This window comes from Xanthomonas sp. 60 (assembly GCF_011761925.1).
Genome location: NZ_JAASQW010000006.1, coordinates 126244 through 143462, shown reverse-complemented (window position 1 = coordinate 143462; position 17219 = coordinate 126244). Strand labels below are relative to the sequence as shown.

Genomic DNA, 17219 nt, shown 5'->3' with positions numbered 1-17219 from the left:
AGGTCGCCGCACTATGGGCGGAGCGGGCGCCGTTCCAGCCACCACAGCAGGCCGGCGCATGCCAGGAACGCCCACCACCATGGCCAGCGTGAGCCGGGCACCTGCTGCGTTGGGAGCGTGCCGGTGCCGGCCTGCGCGCCCAGGCGCCGCCAGGTGGCATCGATCATCCCTTGCCGATGCAGGGGAGCGGCCGCGGCAGGATCAAACACATAGCGCCACACCACCTGCTCACCGTGCTGCAGGCGGTGCCATCCTGCTTCGCGCGGCCACCAGCCCGCACAGCGCGCCACACCACTTGCCGGGTCTACCGGCAATGCGGTCGTGGTGCCATCGCGCTGCGTTGCCTGCAACGTTGCCGGAGCGCCGCACAGCGCCGTACGTTCGCCCGCCCACGCCAGGGGCTGCGGCGACCACAGAGGATCGGCCGCGTCGCGTGGCCGTGCCAGTGCGGACACCACCTGGCTCCAGAGCTCGCCGTGACGGTCATCGCGACCGGCCAGTACCCAGCGCCAGCTGTCGGTGAGCGGCAGCACGCCCACGCGCCCCTTGCCCAGCGCGCGCCAGCCGCCGAGAGCCCTGCCGTTGCGATCCTGCAGCAACGCCGCCGCACTGGCCGGCTGCAGGTCCAGCCGCTCCAGCGTGGGCAGGGGGGCCACGTGCGATGCGCGGTCCGCCTCAAGGCCATCGCCGGTGGACAACACCAAGGTGGCTGCCGGCCCACGGCGGGCGTGGAGCATGGCCGTCTCGCCATCGCCCGGCATCAGCACGGTCTGGCTGCTGCCATCACCCTGCAGCGTCAGCCCCATCTCGCGCAGGTGATGGCGCGCCGTCGCGGACGGCGCACCACTGAGGCGCACCAGAACGCCCAGACCCTCCCGCACGGCCGTGCGTACGGTCGTGAGCGCACCCGCCCCCAGCCTGGCGAGGCTGCGCTCATCGAGCACCAGCAGGTCGGTGCGCGCCAGAGAGGCTGCGTCCAGCGCGACGCTGCCATCGCCCACGCTCATGCCTGCGCCGGTGTCCATCTGCATCTGGACCTGCAGTCCGCTGTCGGCCGCCCAGCGACGCAGGTATTTCAGCTCCGCGCCGGGCGCGCCGGCCCGCCCGCGCAGCCGCAGCGGGCCGGTTGCCTCGGTCTGCTGGGGCACCGGCACCGTATCGATCACGTGGCCATCGGCACCGAGCAGGCGCAACTGGAACACGCTGCGCCCTTCGCCGCGCGCGACCGCGCTGAGCACCACGCGGCCATCGGCCGCCAGCGCGCGGCGGTCGACCACCACCGCGGCCGGATCCAGCAGTTCCGCCTGGCCGCCGGCGCTGCCGTGCGCCCGTGCGAGGACCTGGAAACGTGCACCGGGTGCAGCCACTGCGGGAGGCTGCAACGCGACCCACCCGGTGGCGGTTGGCGCCGGCTGCCAGTGCACCTGGGCCGGCAACGGTGTGTCGCGGTCGCGGGCCGGCAGACCCGCGCCGACGAGAGTGAGGTGGGCGCCTGGATGCTGCCGCAGCGCAGTGGCCAGATCGGGCACCCGAACGCCGCCGGCCACGTCCCCGGCCTCGGGGAGCAGCAGGGGAGGGGCCTGGCTGGCTGGCAGCGCACCGGCGGCCGAGGCGTCGGCGAGAAGAATGACGCGGTCCGTGCCGGGCACCTGGCGCAGCGGCGGCTGCAGCACGGCGTACAGCAGGGCGGCGGCGAGCAGCTGCAACACGAGGATCGCGGCAAGGAGCGTGGGGCGCCGGCGCGGGGCACGCAGCTGCCGCACGCTGGCGATCAACACGCCCAGCAGCAGCGCGGCCGCGACGGCGGGTGCGTGGTCTGCCAGGCTCATGGGGATGTCTCCAGCGCATCCAGATAACGTTGGCCGGCGGCATCGGGCGCCGGGCGGCGCATGGGCTGCGGTACCGGGCGCTGCAGGGCGCGCCACAGCTGCGCGCGCAGGCGCTGCCGGCAGTCGATGCATCCGGGTGTCAGGCGCAGCTGCTCGATGGCCGCTGCCAGGTCCAGCGCATCGGGCAGGTGCGCGGCGTGGCGCTGCTGCCAGGCGGCCAGCGCGTCGAGGTCGGCCTCGCCGCCACGGTCATCCAGGCGTTGCCAGGCGTCGACGATGGCCGGGTCCGGTGCGCTGTTTGCCGCCAGGGGCAGCACGCGGCTGGCCAGGCCGCTGCGGTCCCCCCCCAGGCGCCGCCCTTCATCGATGGGCGGCAGTTCCGGGCCCACCCGCGCCAGGTAGATGCGCTCGGCCTGCTGCACCTGCTTGATCAGCGCCAGTGCCTTGTTCGCATAGGGCAGTGCCTGCAGGGGGCGTCCCTGCCGCAGCTCACCTTCGGAGGACCACATCTGGTCGAGGGCGGCCTTCAGCGTGGCGCGCGTCTGCGGATCGAGCAGGGTGGCGGCTTCAGCGTGATCGTGGGTGTGGCCGTACTCGGCGAGCACGTTGTCGGCACGGCCGAACACCGGCGCGTTGCCGCTGCCGTCGGCGGCACCATGGTCGTGGTCGTCGTGCGCCCCTGTGGGCGGTGCCGGCGCCTGTCCCTGGTCGTGGTCGTGGTCGTGGTCGTGCGCATGGGCGGAGTCGTGGGCCTGCGTCGCCTCGTTGTCCGGCACGTCGCTGGTAGGCAGATCATCGGTCGGCGGTGGTTTGGGGGCGCCCTCGCTCTCCTCGCCGAGGAACTGCCCGTAACGCAGCCTGAGCAGGCGCTGGTCCACACCGATCGCATCGCTGCGCTTGACGAAGGTGTCCGCATCGAGCTGGCGCTGCTGCGCGATCAGCGCTTCGGCATCGATGATGATCTGCCGCTGGCTGCGGAAATAGGCCGGCATCGTCTTCTTGATGCGGCCTTCCAGTTCGGCGCCCAGCACAGCCTCGGCACTGGGCAGGCGCAGGATGACACTGTTGCTGCGCCCGGTCTGCGCCGTCGGTGCATGGTTGTCACGGACTTCCAGCTGGGCGATGACATCGTTGCCCGGTTGCGCGCCCAGCGCGGACAGGTCCAGCACATGCGCGAAACGGCGCGCGGTGGCGCTGCCACTTCCGCTGAGGGAAACATTACGCCGCACGAACGTGATGTTCTCGCCGCTGCCCTGTGTCACCGTGACGACAAGTGTTGCCTGCGCGGCGACGCCATGGTCATCGCTGGCCTCGAAACGCAGTGCCCAGCGCCGCTGCCCCGGCGTGGCCAGTACCAGGCTGTCGGCCGGCTCGATCACCCGCACGCTGGGGGCGCGGTCCGGCACCACGTCGAGGCGGTACAGGCGCGTGTGGGCCAGCGCCGGTTCGGTCACCACGCGGTACAGCACGGCCGTGCGGGCGATGTCCTGTGCCTGCCACAGGCCGTCCTGCTCGCCCAGCGGCAGGCGGCGGCCGTCGTGGAACTGCAGCCACGCCTTGCGCGGCGTGCGATCAAAGCGCAGTGACCAGGCGAGCGCGCTGTCGGCGGCCACCTTGGCGTCCAGGCTGTTCTGTATACGCGCGGATTGCCCGGTGTACGCCGGCGCCTGCACACGCAGGCGCGTGGACTGCAGCTGCAGCGAAGATCCATCGCCCTGTGGGGGATGGACGGGGGTCGCAGGCGCCGCAGTGGTGCCACGGTGCGTCGGCCAGCCCAGTGCCAGTGTGGCGATCAGCAGCGCTGCGATGCCACTGCCCAGCAGCGCCGCACGCGGCCAGCGCGGGCGCAGGTCCGGCATCGCCCGCTGCAGGTGGTCCAGGACACGGGCGCGTTGGCGCTGCTGCAGGGGATTGAGCGCCGAAGGCGCGGCAAACAGCAGGTCGGCGCTGTCCTGGCTGGCGCCGCTGGCATCCAGGCGCCGCTGCAGCCAGCGCGTGTCCAGACGCCGCGCACGGGCTGTGGCCACGGTGGCGCAGAGCAGCGCGCACACAGTGCCGGCCACGCAGGCCGCATCGAAACCCCACACCCGCAGTGCGATCATCGCGGCAGCAAACGCCCAGGGCAGCCCGAGCAGCAGATCGATCATCGCGCGACGGCGGCGCGCCCGGCGCCAGGCCTGCTGCAGCGGCCTCATGCGAGGCGCCTGCGCGACGGTGCACTGGCCAACCAGCGTTCCACGGCGAACAACAGCACGACCAGGGCCGCCAGCCACGCTGCCAGTTCGCGCGGTTCCGTCCCGGCGGCCGCCCGCGATGCCCTGGTCGGCAGCTGATCGCGTGCGTCCCCACGCCGCGCCCGGGGCTCGCCCTGCAGGGCGAGCTGCAGCTGCCGCGGCAGATCCGCCCGCTGCAGGGCGGGGTTGTTGGCCACATCGAGGCCGCCGGCCAGATGCAGCAGACGGCCGCGGCCAACGCGCTGCTGGCGCAGCAGCGGCGCATCGGCTTCATCGCGCAGCAGGACCGGCGCGGTGGCCGGCGCGGGCGTTTCGACCAGCACCTCGCCCCCCTGTTGCAGCCAGCCCTGCCAGTTGCCCGGCAGCGGTTCCGTGCCGCTCCATACGCCGATCTGCCCCGCAGCCGGCAGCGCACCGTCCGCCAGCGGCGGCGGCAATGCCTGCCCGTGCCACGCGCGCTGCACGGCGGTGACCCATCGCTGCACCGCTGGCGGTGCGCCATCGTGCAGGCGCAGCACCGGCGGCGGCGTGGCAGCGGGCCCGGCAGCGCTCACGGCCCCCACATGGGGCACCCAGCGCACCGGGCGTGTCAGCTGCAGGCGCTGGCCGTCCAGGTCCGTCAACGGGTCGGGCACATGCACCACCAGCGCCGTTCCTGCGGGCAGGCGCACATCCAGTTCGCGCAGCAGACTGGGCAGCGTGGCGGTCTGCACGGGTGCAGGCTGATCGATGTCCGGGAACGCCGGTGCCAGCCAATGCCACTGCGCGGTGCGGTCCTTGCCCCGCAGCGCCTGCGCATCCAGGCCGGGCGCCACCACGGACCAGGTGCGGCCGGCGGGCACCGGACCGGTCAGCGCCGGGCGGGCCAGCAGCACTGCAAGCGCGGCCAGCAGCAGCAGGCGTACCAGCAGCAGCGGCCAGTCATCGAAACGGATGCGCTGGCGCGGCCGCACCCGGGCCCGCAACCAGCGCAGCGCAGCGAAATCCAGCGGCGTATGGGGGTGCCGGCGCGCGAGATGGATCAGCAGGGGCAGCAGGGCGGACAACAGCGCCAGCAGGCCCAGTGGGAACAGCAGGTTCATGGCCGGGCACCGCGACCGTACAGCGCCTGCAGGGCGAGATCCGGCGACTGGTCCAGCCACGCGGTCGCCGTGGCGATGCCAGCGGCCTGCAGCCGCGCGTGCAGCGCCGAGCGGGCTGCGGCGAAGCGGTGCAGGTAGTCGTCGCGGATCGCAGCGCCATCGCCGAGCAGTTCGTCCCCGGTCTCCGGATCGCGGAACCTGTGCCCGGCATCGAACGGAAAATCGCGCTCGTCGGCGGTCAGCACCTGCAGCAGCACCACGTCGCGGCGCGCGCGGGCGAGCTGCTCAAGCAGCGCGATACAGGCCTCATCGAAGCCATCGCCGATGGCCAGCAGCAGGTCGCCGGGCTGTACCCGCTCCCATAACGGGCTCAGCCGTGCGGCCGCCGGCCAGACGCCGCGGGCCTGCAGGGCGTGCAGTTGCAGGTGCACGCGATCACGCTGGCGCGCACCGTGTCCGGGCGCGACCAGCTGCAATCCATCGCCGTTGATCGCCAGCAGGCCGAAACGGTCGCCCTGCTGCAACGCCAGTTGCACCGTGCAGGCGGCCACTTGGGCCATGTGGTCGAGGCGAGTGCGCGAGGGCGCGGCACGGTCCGCCTGCCCGGCCGATGCGGTGGCATCGAGCAGCAGCCAGACCGTCACCGGGCTTTCGCGTTCGGATTCGCGCACGAAGAAGCGGTCAGAACGGGCGTAGAGTTTCCAGTCGATCTGCCGCAGTTCGTCGCCGGGCTCGTAGGCGCGGTACTGCGCGAACTCCAGCCCCGCGCCGCGGCTGCGGCTTGCATGCTGGCCGATGCCGCTGTGTCCGCTGGCCATGCGCGGCACCAGGCGCAGCGTGCGCAGGCGCGCGCGCAGTTCGGGCGCGAGGGTCAGCGACGTGGCATCGACCATGCGGAGATCAGCCCGGGAACGGCACGGCCTGCAGCAGCGCAGCGACCACGTCGTCGGCGCGCTTCTGCTCGGCTTCGGCGGCGAAAGACAGCAGCAGGCGGTGACGCATCACCGGCGCCGCCAGGGCCTGCACGTCCTCGCGCGTGGCGGCGAAGCGGCCCTGCAGCAGCGCGCGCGCCTTCGAGGCCAGCACCAGCGACTGCCCGGCGCGCGGCCCGGCACCCCATCTGACCCATTGGTTGATCGCCGCCGGTGCGCCCTCGCCGGGACGGCTGGCGCGGACCAGACGGGTGATCCAGGCAAGCACGTCCGGGCCCATGTGCACCTGGCGCACTGCGGCCTGCAGCGCGATCACCGCGTCGGCATCCATCACCTTGGGCACGCTTCCAGTGGCCCTACCGGTGGTCTGTTCCAGGATCTGCCGCTCTTCTTCCTCGTTGGGGTAATCGACCAGCACGTGCAGCAGGAAGCGATCCAGCTGCGCTTCGGGCAAGGGGTAGGTACCGGCCTGTTCGATCGGATTCTGCGTGGCCAGCACGAAGAACGGTGCCGGCAACGTGTAGGTCGTGCCGGCGTAGCTGACCGTGCGTTCCTGCATCGCTTCCAGCAGCGCGGCCTGGGTCTTGGGCGGTGTGCGGTTGAGCTCGTCGGCCAGCAGCAGGTTGGTGAACACCGGCCCTTTCTGGAAGCGGAAATGGCGATGGCCGGTACCGTGGTCTTCTTCCAGCAGTTCGGTGCCGAGGATGTCGCTGGGCATCAGGTCCGGGGTGAACTGCACGCGCCGGAACTGCAGTTCCAGTGCCTGCCCCAGCGAGCGAACCAGCAGGGTCTTGCCCAGCCCGGGCGCCCCTTCGAGCAGGCAATGCCCGCCGGCCAGCAGGCCGATGAGAAGCTGTTCCACGACCGTGTCCTGGCCGACCACGGCGTGTGCAAGGGCACGGCGCAGATCGTCCAGGCGCGGCAACAGGGTGTCCAGGTCGGAGGCGGTCATGCCGGTGCAGGTCCTTTCAGTTGTTCAACGCGTACATCACGATGTTGACGCCGAAGCGCGTGTTGTCTTCGGCCAGGAAACGCTTGTTGCGCCAGTCGTAGTCCCACTCGCAGCCATAATCCTTGTTGCTGTAGAGCACGCCCAGGCGGCCATCGACCTCGATGCCCTTGAGGTAATCGTGCACCAGGTCGTCGCCCCAGCCGTTGAGCTCGAAGCTGGTCGCGGGCGGGCCGTCGGGGAAGCGGAAGAAACTGCGGTACAGCGCATGGCTGTTGGGCAGCTTCCTCAGGGCATCGGCCCCGAACAGGCGGCGCATCTGTGCTTCGAACGAGGTGGCGAACAGGCCGTCGATGTCATGGTTGCAGTCATCCACGAACACGAAGCCGCCGTTGCGCACGTAACGCACGAAGTTCTGGCGCTCGGCCGCATTGAACTCCACCAGCGTGTGCCCGGCGAGGTAGCAGAAGGGCGCCTCCAGCATGCGCGGATCGGCCAGCGCGACCACGCGTTCCTTCGGGTCCACGCGCAGGGCGGTGTAGTCGATCAGCGAGGTGATCAGGTTCGATGGCATGCGCGCATCCACGTCCCAGTCACCGGAGTCGTACTGCAGGCGGGTGAACCAGAAGTCGTAGCGGGAACTGCGCGGGCCTGCCTGCGACCACGCTGGCCAGGCCGCCGCCGAAGCGGCCGCCGCCAGCCAGCGCAGGCAGGCCCGGCGATCCATCAGACGGCGTCGGACAGCGAGGTGAAGGTGAAATCGCGCAGGCGCATCGGCGGGATCATCATCACAAAGCTCGACTCGTCACCGGCCACGCGCACCGGCTTGCCCAGCTCATCGATGTTGTTGAGCATGATCACCGGCGATTCGTTGAAGCGGAAGTTCTTTACCGGGTGTTTGATCTGGCCGTTCTCGATGTAGAAGGTGCCATCGCGGGTCAGGCCGGTCAGCAGCACGGTCTGCGGATCCACCATGCGGATGTACCAGGTACGGGTGACCAGGATGCCGCGCTGCGTGCCGCGCACCAGATCGGCGGTGCTCTTGTCGCCGCCGCTCATCAGCAGGTTGCCCGGCCGCGCGTTGGCCGTCTTGCCCTGCTTCTGCGCCCAGAACCGCGAATAATTGAGGTCGGCGACCTTGCCGTTCTCGATCAGTGCGACCTTGCTGCGCGGCATGCCTTCGTCGTCCCACGGCAGTACCGGTGCTTCCGGATGCCAGGGATCGGCGTACAGGTTCACGCGCGGATCGTAGACCTGCTCGCCGAGCTTGTTGCCGCCGCCTTTCTTGGACAGGAAGCTGCGGCCTTCATCGGCCGAGCGCGCATCGAAGAAGCGCATCATGAAGCTGATCAACCCGGCGGCTGCGGCCGGCTCCAGGATCACCGTGTACTTGCCCGGCTCCAGGGCCTTGGCCTCGGCCGATTCGGTGGCCTTGCGCATGGCGATGCGGATGTCCTGGTCGGCCTTGAAGTCCGCCGCATCCTTCAGGTTGCGGCCCACCCAGCCCGAACCGCGGCCATCTTCGGTGCGCACGGTGCAGGTGTAGTTGAAGTTGCTGGTGCGCTGGTAACCGAAGTTGCCGTTGCTGTTGGCCGTGGCGACGAAGCCGTGGCCATCCTCCAGGAACCCGGCCGCGATCACCCCGGCCTGGCGGCACGGCAGGATCGAATCGGCGGCCACCTTGGCACGGAATGCCGGATCGATGGCGCCGGTGGATTCGCTGAAGGTCGGCGTGGGGCGGTACGCCTGCTTGCCGATGGCCGGGATGAACTCCGGGTTCTCCGGCGCCAGGCGCGCCAGGTCTTCGGCACGACGCACCACGCGTTCCAGGGCGGCGTCGTCGAACTCATTGATGGAGGCCGTGCCGACGCGCTTGCCGAAGGCCACCTGCACGGCCAGCGAGGCATCGCTGACCACGCCGCTGGTGGAGATGTTGTTGAGCGCGAAACGGATGTTGCCGTCGATGGAGCCGGCCAGGGTGGCGGTGCACTCGTCGGCCTTTGACAGGGCGATGACCTTGTCGAGGATGGCCTTGGCCTGCTGTTCGGTGAAGATGCTCATGGGTATCGGGCTCCAGACCGGTCAGCCGAGGCTGCGTGCGGTGTTGATGACGTTGATGCCATTGAAACGGGCGGTGGACGAACCGTGCGAGACCGCCGAGACCTGCCCCGGCTGGCCCTTGCCATCGAAGAACGAACCACCGAGGCGGTAATCGCGTTCATCGGCGATGGCGCTGCACGCGTTCCAGAACTCCGGCGTACGGATCTGGTACGCCACGTCCTCCAGCATGCGGGTGATCTGGCCGTTCTTGATCTCGTAGAACAACTGGCCACCGAACTGCGCGTTGTAGCGCTGCTGGTCGATCGAGAACGAGCCGTCGCCGATGATGTAGATGCCGTTCTCCACGTCCTTGATCATGTCGGCCACGCTCAGCGGCGTCTTGCCCGGAGCCATGGAGACATTGGCCATGCGCTGGAACTGCACGCTGGACCAGGAATCGGCATAGCAGCAGCCATCGGAGGCGGTCTTGCCGAGGATATGCGCCTGGTCGCGGATGGTCTGGTAGTCCACCAGCCTGCCTTCGCTGATCAGGTCCCACCGCTTGGTCTTGACGCCCTCGTCGTCGTAGGCGACGGCGCCCAGGCTGCCTTCCTGGGTCTTGTCGGCGAACACGTTCACCAGTCCGCTGCCGTACTGGAAGCGCTGCTCGCGCTTTTCCAGCGTGGCGAAGCTGGTGCCGGCATAGTTGGCTTCGTAGCCGAGCACGCGGTCCAGTTCCAGCGGATGGCCGATGGCCTCGTGGATGGTGAGCCAGGTGTGCGAGGGATCGAGTACCAGATCGTACTTGCCCGGCTTGACCGAAGGCGCCTTGAGCTTCTCGCGCGCCTGCCTGGCCGCGGCAATCGCATCTTCCTTCATGTCGTAGGCGGTGGAATAGTTCACCACGCCGTTGGGCGTCACCACCTTGCCTGCCGCGCTGCCATCGAGGTACTCGTAGCCCATGCCCATCGGGGCGGACAGGCCCTCGCGGGTACGGAACTTGCCGGTGTCCTTGTCGATCGCGGTGACGGTCATCGGCACCCAGATGCGGTGCACGTCCTGGTCGATGTAGGAGCCGTCGGTGGAGGCGAAATATTTCTGCTCGTTGACCAGGAACATCATCGAATTGACGAAGCTGGCACCGGCGTTGATCGCCGCGGCGTTGACGTCCAGCAGCAGGTCCACCTTGTCCTTCAGCGGCACCTCCATCGCGTTGCGGCGCACCGGCGTGCGCCAGCTGACCTCGCCCACGCCGGGCGTGGCCGCCAGCTGCACCGGCGCAGTCTGGATGCCGGCATTGGCGCGCGCGATCACGGCCGCCTGCTGCGCCGCCTTGGCCACATCAGCCGGTCCGAGCTGGTTGGTCGCCGCAAAGCCCCAGGCGCCGTTGACCAGCACGCGGATGCCCACACCGGTGGACTCGGTGTTGACCACGTTCTGCACCTTGTCTTCGCGGGTGATCACGAACTGCCGCAGGTAACGGCCGATGCGCACATCGCAGTAGGTGGCACCGGCACTGCGCGCGGCCTGCAGGGCGACATCGGCCAGGCGCTTCTTCAGCGCAGGATCCAGCACGCTCTGCAGCTGCTCGGCGGCGATCGCCCTGCCGAAGAAGGAGGGCACCAGCAGGCCGCCCGCGGTAAGCCCGGACAGGGCAAGGAAGTCACGTCTTTGCAAGGCTGCTCTCCACGTGTGGATGTTGGACAGGACTCATGCGCCGAGGCTGCGCGCGGTGTTGATGATGCTGACGCCGTTGAAGCGGGTGGTGGACGAGCCGTGCGATACCGCAGACACCTGCGAAGGCTGGCCCTTGCCGTCGAAGAAGGATCCGCCGAGGCGGAAGTCACGTTCATCGCAGATCGCCGCGCAGGCATTCCAGAACTCCGGCGTGCGGATCTGGTACGCCGCATCCTCGACCATGCCGGTGATGCGTCCGTCCTTGATCTGGTAGCAGAGCTGGGCACCGAACTGCGCGTTGTAGCGCTGCTGGTCGATGGAATACGAACCGCGGCCATGGAAGTACAGGCCGTTCTCCACATCCTTGACCATGTCGGCAACACTCAGCGGCGTTTTGCCAGGCGCCAGCGAAACGTTGGCCATGCGCTGGAACTGCACGCTGGACCAGGAATCGGCGTAGCTGCAGCCGTGCGAGGCCTCGCGGCCGAGGATATGGGCCTCATCGCGGGTGGCCTGGTAATCGACCAGGATGCCGTCGCGGACGAGGTCCCAGCGCTGCGTGCGCACGCCTTCATCGTCATAGCCGACGGCCCCGAGACTGCCCGGCTGGGTCTTGTCGGCGAAGAAATTGACGATCCCGCTGCCCCAGCGGAAACCCGCATCGCGCTTGTCCAGGGTGGCGAAGCTGGTGCCGGCGTAGTTGGCCTCATAGCCCAGCACGCGGTCCAGCTCCAGCGGGTGGCCGACATTTTCGTGGATGGTCAGGAACAGGTTGGACGGGTCGAGCACGATGTCGTACTTGCCGGCCTTCACCGACGGCGCGGAGAGCTTTTCGCGGGCCTGGCGCGCAGCGGCGCGGGCATCTTCGCGCGCATCGTAGGACTGGCCGTACCCCACCACGCCGCCGGGGAGCTCGAAGCGGCCGCCGGGCTCGCCGTCCAGGAACTCGTAACCCAGGCCCATCGGCGCGGCGAGGCTGTTGCGGGTGCGGAACTTGCCACTGGCCTTGTCCACGGCGGTTGCGGTGAACGGCAGCCAGATCCGGTGGATGTCCTGGTCGATCCACGAACCATCGCTGGAGGCGAAGTACTTCTGTTCGTTGACCAGGAACAGCGTGGAATTGAAGTAATCCGCCCCGGCCTCCAGCGCGGCTGCGTTGATGTCCAGCAGCAGGGCCACCTTGTCCTGCACCGGTACCGCCATCGCATTCGTCCTGACCGGTGTGCGCCAGCTGACCTCTCCCACGCCCGGCGTCGGCGCCAGCTGCACGCGGCGGGTCTGCACGCGCGCGTTGGCGCGGGCGATCGCCAGCGCCTGCGAGACGGCCGCGACCACCTGCTCCGGGGTGCGCTGGTGGGTGGCCGCAAAGCCCCAGGCGCCGTCCACGATCACCCGGACGCCGACGCCGGCCGACTCGCTGTTGGTCACGTTCTCGACGGTGCGTTCGCGGGTGATGATGCCCTGGTTGAGATAGCGTCCGATGCGCACGTCGCAGTAAGTGGCACCGCCGGCACGCGCGGCCTGCAGGGCGGCGTCGGCCAGCCGTTTGGCCTGTGCCGGGTCACCCGGCGCGAGCAGCTGTTCGGCGGCGATGAGCCGTGTGTTCGGCAGCATCAGACCGGCCAGGCCAGCGCCGGTGAAGGCCAGGAAATCACGACGTCGCACTGCAACCACCCCCACGTGCATCGAGTTGACACCCGACTTTCGCCACCCCGGCCGACATGCACAAGTGACTGCAGTCATGGTCACCGCGCAGGCACAATGGAGTCCGCGCCTGTTTCCACTGCCCTCCATGACCGCACGACCCTTCTCCATCGCCTGTGAACGCAACCGCGAACCGATCGCCATCGCGCTGGACCCGTGGATGGCCGACCGCCGCAAGGTGCTGGAGATCGGCAGCGGCACCGGCCAGCACGCGGTGTTCTTCGCGCAGCGCTGGCCCCGGCTGCAGTGGCAGCCGAGCGATCATCCGGATCACCTGGCGGGCATCGAGGCGTGGCGGCAGGAGGCCGCACTGGCCAACCTTGCGCCGGCCTTGGCGCTGCAGGCCGAGCTGCCGCCACGCGTGCCGCTGGAGGTGCCACCGGGCCACGCGCCGTTTGATGCGGTGTTCAGTGCCAACACGCTGCACATCATGGGCTGGGCGCACGTGCAGGCCCTGTTCGCCGGCCTGCCGCCACTGCTGGACGCCGGCGCCCTGCTGGCGGTGTACGGGCCCTTCAATTATGGTGGGGCCTTCACCAGCGAAAGCAACGCGCAGTTCGATGCGTGGTTGAAGGCGCGCGATCCGCGCAGCGGCATCCGTGAGGTGGAGGCGGTGCAGGCACTGGCCGCGCAGTCCGGTTTCCAGTTGCTGGACGATCTGCCGATGCCGGCCAACAACCGGTTGCTGGTGTGGCGGCTGGGGTGATCAGGCGTCGGCGCGCATGCCGGCCAAGCGCGTGGCTGCAGCATGCAGACCTTCGAAGATCGGCTGCGAGACAGCGCTCGGGCAGGCACTTGGCAGGCGGCTGCTGGCCTTGTCGATCGGGGGCCCGACCTGGGCCGGCAGCGCCGCGATCCAAGGCGCCGCGCCCTCGGCGATGCCGCAGGCACAGGCCGTTTCGTCCCACTGACAGCGATGGACGTCAGGCCACCTGCACGATGTGCAGTGCCTTCGGGTTGCGCCACTGTGCCAGCAAGGCCGCTTCGCGGGCCTTGGCCTGTTCGACGTGCGCTTCCTTGATGTGGCCGTAGCCGCGGATGTGTTCGGGGATGCTGGCGATTTCCACCGCCAGCGCCAGCCGGTCGTCCTGCAGGCCCTGCAGCAGCAGGTCCACCGTGGCGCAGTACTCGGTGATCAGCGTGCGCTCCATGCGCCGCTCCCCGGTACGACCAAAGACATCCAGGCGGCCGCCACGCAGGAATTTCAATCGCGCCAGCACACCGAAGGCCTTCAGCATCCACGGCCCGTATTCCTTCTTGATCAGCCGGCCGTGCGCATCCTTCTTCGCAAACAACGGCGGCGCCAGGTGGAAACGCAGGTGGAAATCACCCTCGAACTGCTGCTGCAGGCGGCGCTGGAAGTCGCCACTGGTGTACAGCCGTGCAACTTCGTACTCGTCCTTGTAGGCCATCAGCTTGAACAGGTAACGCGCCACGGTCTCGGTCAATGCGGTGGAACCGCCGATCCTGTCCGCTTCGGCGGTCCGCACGCGCTCGACCAACGCACGGTAACGCTCGGCGTACGCCGCATCCTGGTAATCCACGAGGAAGGCCACGCGCCGGGCGATCATCTCATCCAGCGAGCGCGACAGGCGCGCGTCGTCCAGCGGCAGGAAGGCGACATCGCCCTCGCCGTGGCCCGGCAACCCGCGCAGTTCGCGCTCGTTGCCGGTATTGCGCGGTGCCGCCGTGGCACCCCACTCATTGCCTTCCCACTCGCCCGGCGGGAGGGCGTGCAGCGGTCCGGCCGTGGTCTCGCTGTCGGTGTGGCGGTTGTGCACCAGTCCGGCGGCCTGCTGTACCGCGTGCGGGTCCACGGCCGCCAGGCGGCCCCACGCGAACGCCTGCTGGTTCATCGCCACGGCCGCGCCATTGAGTTCGATGGCCCGCATCAAGGCGTCGAACGAGAGCGGCACCAGGCCCTGCTGCCACGCAAAGCCCAGGATGAAGAGGTTCGAAGCGATGGCATCGCCCAGCAGGGCGGTGGCCAGCTGCGTGGCATCCAGCAGCAGTGGCTCGTCGCCGCCCAGCGCCAGGCGGACGCCGGCGATGATCTCTGCCGCGGGGAACGTAAGGTCCGGGCGCGTGGTGAAGCTGCCGGGCATCGCCTCATAGGTGTTGAGCACCACCTGCGAACGGCCGGCCCGCACCTTGGAAAGCGCCCAGTAATCGTTGACCACCACCATGTCGCAGCCCAGCACGAGGTCGGCCTCACCGGCGGCGATGCGCACGGCATGGATGTCCGCCGGGGTCCGCGCGATGCGGATATGCGTGGTGACCGCGCCGCCCTTCTGTGCCAGGCCGGTCTGGTCCAGCACCGAAGCCCCCTTGCCTTCCAGGTGCCCGGCCATGCCCAGCAGCGCGCCGATGGTCACCACGCCGGTACCGCCGACACCGGTGATCAGGATGTTCCAGGGCTGCGCCAGCGTGGTGCGTGCCGGCGGGTCCGGCAGGTTCTCCAGCAGCGATGCGCCCTCGCGCCTGCGGCCCTTGCGCGGCGTACCCCCGTGGACGGTGACGAAGCTCGGACAGAAACCGGTGGTGCACGAATAGTCCTTGTTGCAGTTGGACTGGTCGATATCACGCTTGCGCCCGAATTCGGTCTCCTTCGGCAGCACCGACACGCAGAAACTCTTTTTGCCGCAGTCGCCGCAGCCTTCGCACACCAGCGAGTTGATCACCACGCGCTTGGCCGGATCCGCCAGCTTGCCGCGCTTGCGACGGCGGCGCTTTTCCGTGGCACAGGTCTGCTCGTAGATGAGGATGGACACGCCCTTCACCTCGCGCAGCTGCTTCTGTACCGCATCCAGTTCGCTGCGGTCGTGGAAGGCCACATCGCTGGGGAAGTGCTCGCGCTGGCGCGTCCACTGCGCGATGTTGTCCGAGACCACCACGATGGTGTGGATGCCTTCGGCACGCATCTGCCGCGCGATGTCCGGCACGCTCAGCGGCCCATCCACCGGCTGGCCGCCGGTCATGGCCACCACATCGTTGTAGAGGATCTTGTAGGTGATGTTGACCTTGGCCGCCACCGACTGCCGGATCGCCAGCGAGCCACTGTGGAAATAGGTGCCGTCACCGAGGTTCTGGAACACGTGCGGGGTGTCGGTGAAGGCCGCCTGGCCAGCCCACGTCACGCCTTCGCCGCCCATGTGGGTGAAGGTCTCGGTGCTGCGGTCCATCCAGGTCACCATGTAATGGCAACCGATTCCCCCCAGGGCACGCGAACCCTCCGGCACGGTGGTGGAGGTGTTGTGCGGACAGCCGGAGCAGTAGTGCGGCACGCGCGGGAACGCAGCGCGCGGCAGGGCCAGCTCGGCTTCCTTTTCCTGCATCCACCGCAGGCGCTGTTCGATCGAATCGTTGTTGAAGAACTTCTGGATGCGGCGACCGATCACCCCGGCGATGGTGGCCGGGGTCAGCTCGCCGGTGGACGGCAGGATCCACTCGCCGCTTTCATCATACTTGCCGACGATGGACGGTCGCGAACCCCAGCCGGCCGGCCAGTTGAAGAACTGCTCTTTCATCTGCCGCTCGATGAAGGCGCGCTTCTCCTCCACCACGATGATGTCTTCCAGCCCCTGCGCGAAACGCGCGATGCCTTCCGGTTCCAGTGGCCAGCTCATGCCGACCTTGTACACGCGGATGCCGATGTCCGCGCAGGCGGCTTCATCCAGCCCGAGGTATTCCAGCGCCTGCAGCACGTCCAGGTAGCTCTTGCCGGTGGTGACGATCCCCAGCCGGGCGCGCGGCGAATCCATCACCACGCGGTCGATGCCGTTGGCGCGCGCGAAGGCCTGCGCGGCGCCGACCGCGTAGCGGTGCAGGCGCATCTCCTGGTCCAGCGGCGGATCCGGCCAGCGGATGTTGAGACCGCCCGCGGGCAGCTCGAAATCCTCCGGCAGCACGATGCGGCGCGCGAACGGGTCCACCTCCACCGAGGCCGAAGACTCCACGGTTTCGGCGATGGTCTTGAAGCCCACCCAGCGGCCGGTGTACCGGCTCATCGCCCAGCCCAGCAGTCCCATGTCGAGGATGTCCTGCACGCCGGCCGGATTGAGCACCGGCATCATCGCGCTGACGAACTCGTCCTCGCTGCCGTGGGGCAGCGTGGAACTGCGACACGCATGGTCATCAGCGGCCAGCGCCAGCACGCCACCATGGCGCGAGGTGCCGGCGGCATTGGCGTGCTTGAACACGTCGCCGCAGCGGTCCACGCCCGGGCCCTTGCCGTACCACATGCCGAACACGCCCTGCACGTTCGCGCCGGGGAACAGGTTGGTCTGCTGCGTGCCCCACACCATGGTCGCGCCGAGATCCTCGTTGAGGCCCGGGACGAACTTCACCTTGGCCGCCTCCAGGTGCTGGCGCGCGCGCCACAGCTCCAGGTCGAACCCGCCGAGCGGGCTGCCGCGGTAGCCACTGATGAAGCCACCGGTGTCCAGGCCTTCGGCCGCGTCGCGCAGCCGCTGCATCAGCGGCAGCCGCACCAGCGCCTGCACACCGCTCAGGTAGATGCGCCCCGATGTCCGGGTGTAGCGGTGGTCCAGCGTGTAGTCGCGGTCCAGCAGATCGGCGGAGGCAGGAGAGGTGAGCTGCGCGGTAGAGGTCATGGCTGGCCTGTTCGGGATCGGCTGGCGTCGGCCGCGACGCGCGCGGTACGAAGGGGGCGGATTGTAGCAGCGGCGTCGGCCACGCCCCGGCACTCGCATCCGTGGCCGCAGTGCGGTTAGGATCGGGCGTGGGAGGTTGTTGTTACAGCCTTGGGGAAA

Annotated in this window: 11 protein-coding genes; 1 reads left to right on the top strand and 10 read right to left on the bottom strand. The window is 69.1% G+C overall.

The window, feature by feature from the left end:
* Positions 1 to 11: 11 nt before the first annotated feature.
* Genes FHY09_RS13170 through FHY09_RS13130 form a run of 9 tightly spaced genes read right to left on the bottom strand, consistent with a single transcriptional unit; the run spans position 12 to position 12408 of the window.
* Complete coding sequence (locus FHY09_RS13170) at positions 12 to 1829, bottom strand: hypothetical protein (RefSeq protein WP_166927343.1); 1818 nt, start codon at positions 1827 to 1829, stop codon at positions 12 to 14.
* Positions 1826 to 4024: a hypothetical protein gene (locus tag FHY09_RS13165; RefSeq protein WP_166927342.1), complete on the bottom strand. Its 2199-nt coding sequence runs from the start codon at positions 4022 to 4024 to the stop codon at positions 1826 to 1828. The genes FHY09_RS13170 and FHY09_RS13165 overlap by 4 nt, the downstream gene beginning before the upstream one ends.
* A complete protein-coding gene (locus FHY09_RS13160) occupies positions 4021 to 5145 on the bottom strand; it encodes a BatA domain-containing protein (protein ID WP_166927341.1) in 1125 nt (374 codons plus the stop codon). Before FHY09_RS13160 ends, FHY09_RS13165 begins: the two co-directional genes overlap by 4 nt.
* Entirely contained in the window at positions 5142 to 6038 is an 897-nt protein-coding gene (locus FHY09_RS13155) for a DUF58 domain-containing protein (RefSeq protein WP_166927340.1), read from the bottom strand. Before FHY09_RS13155 ends, FHY09_RS13160 begins: the two co-directional genes overlap by 4 nt.
* Before the next feature lie 7 nt (positions 6039 to 6045).
* Positions 6046 to 7029, bottom strand: coding sequence for an AAA family ATPase (locus FHY09_RS13150; protein ID WP_166927339.1), 984 nt, complete (start codon positions 7027 to 7029; stop codon positions 6046 to 6048).
* Positions 7030 to 7045: 16 nt separating this feature from the next.
* The gene (locus tag FHY09_RS13145) at positions 7046 to 7753 is read right to left on the bottom strand and encodes a DUF4159 domain-containing protein (RefSeq protein WP_166927338.1); all 708 of its coding nucleotides are present in this window, start codon (positions 7751 to 7753) and stop codon (positions 7046 to 7048) included.
* Positions 7753 to 9087, bottom strand: a complete 1335-nt coding sequence (locus FHY09_RS13140; RefSeq protein ID WP_166927337.1) for a TldD/PmbA family protein — start codon at positions 9085 to 9087, stop codon at positions 7753 to 7755. The genes FHY09_RS13145 and FHY09_RS13140 overlap by 1 nt, the downstream gene beginning before the upstream one ends.
* Before the next feature lie 21 nt (positions 9088 to 9108).
* Positions 9109 to 10743 (bottom strand): TldD/PmbA family protein, encoded by a 1635-nt coding sequence (locus tag FHY09_RS13135; protein WP_166927336.1) that lies wholly within the window; start codon positions 10741 to 10743, stop codon positions 9109 to 9111.
* Between the two features lie 33 nt (positions 10744 to 10776).
* Positions 10777 to 12408 carry a TldD/PmbA family protein gene (locus FHY09_RS13130; RefSeq protein ID WP_166927335.1) on the bottom strand — a complete coding sequence of 544 codons (1632 nt, stop codon included), beginning with the start codon at positions 12406 to 12408 and terminating at the stop codon, positions 10777 to 10779.
* A 127-nt stretch (positions 12409 to 12535) separates the two neighbouring features.
* Here FHY09_RS13130 and FHY09_RS13125 point away from each other — a divergent pair, with 127 nt between their 5' ends.
* Positions 12536 to 13153: a DUF938 domain-containing protein gene (locus FHY09_RS13125; protein WP_166927334.1), complete on the top strand. Its 618-nt coding sequence runs from the start codon at positions 12536 to 12538 to the stop codon at positions 13151 to 13153.
* A gap of 217 nt (positions 13154 to 13370) precedes the next feature.
* On the opposite strand, the gene FHY09_RS13120 is transcribed toward FHY09_RS13125, so the two are convergent.
* Positions 13371 to 17060, bottom strand: a complete 3690-nt coding sequence (locus FHY09_RS13120; protein WP_166927333.1) for an indolepyruvate ferredoxin oxidoreductase family protein — start codon at positions 17058 to 17060, stop codon at positions 13371 to 13373.
* Between the last annotated feature and the right edge of the window lie 159 nt (positions 17061 to 17219).